Below are 861 nucleotides of genomic sequence, written 5' to 3' on the forward strand. Positions count from 1 at the left end.
GGAGCTGGTTCATGACAAGTGACCAGTTTTGAATGTAGTTCCTTCACGCGTAAATAAAGGACTTTGAGTAAGGCGTTTTCCTGTGGGAAGGCGCCTTTCTTCGTGACTTTTCGAAAACTGGCATGGACACTTTCCACAGACAGGGCAAAATACAATCTTGTTATACACATGGATAAATGTCAGTAAAGTAGGCATTAAAATAGCAATAAATTGGAATTTTAACAGAAAAATAGGATATGATACACTTTTCTTGACTATAAGTTACATTACCGGAAGGAATGAACTCTATTGAGAAAAACATACAATCGTGAATTTAAACGAATGGTAGTCGTTATGCTACAAGTGATTATGAATATGGTGAAAAGAGGGAGCTGTTGTCAATAAGTTATAGTAATTTAGAAAAGCAGAGTCTGTTAATAAAATCCAGAGACAGTTTTTATATTGGATTTGACTCTAAGTTTAATTTTACATTGGAATTCATGGAAGGTTTGTTACTTATTGAGGCTGATGAAATTGAAATTAATAGCTGTAAATTTGAGAGTTTAATTTAAATATTCGTAGACATTAAATTCAAATCACAAAGAAATGAGGACTAAAAATGAGTAATAAATTTTTATACGAAGTTTTAACAAAATATCAACAACAAGGAAATCTAGTGGCTATCTATGTAGCCCAAGATATGAACGTATTCGAACTAGGCTATATCGAAGCCGTTACGGATTATGATGTGCTCTTTCGTTCCGAGCGCGCAGACGGTTATTCAGAAGGGCTAGTGGTTACGCCGTTAGCATTGATTAGCCAAATTGAAGCAGAGAATGATTACTTACGAGCGGTTACATTAATGCAGAATGACAAAGGGTC

Annotated in this window: 3 pseudogenes; 2 read left to right on the forward strand and 1 reads right to left on the reverse strand. The window is 34.8% G+C overall.

From position 1 onward, the window contains the following. Positions 1-155, reverse strand: a pseudogene (locus PROCOU_RS17615) (IS256 family transposase); the annotation flags it as partial. A gap of 183 nt (positions 156-338) precedes the next feature. On the opposite strand from PROCOU_RS17615, the pseudogene PROCOU_RS19440 reads away from it, so the two are divergent. Both PROCOU_RS19440 and PROCOU_RS15940 read left to right on the forward strand, forming a co-directional pair. Further along, positions 339-551, forward strand: a pseudogene (locus PROCOU_RS19440) (YxiG family protein); the annotation flags it as partial. Between the two features lie 47 nt (positions 552-598). Further along, positions 599-861 (forward strand): annotated as a pseudogene (locus PROCOU_RS15940) (hypothetical protein); the annotation flags it as partial.

The organism is Listeria rocourtiae FSL F6-920 (genome assembly GCF_000525975.1).
GTDB lineage: Bacteria > Bacillota > Bacilli > Lactobacillales > Listeriaceae > Listeria_A > Listeria_A rocourtiae.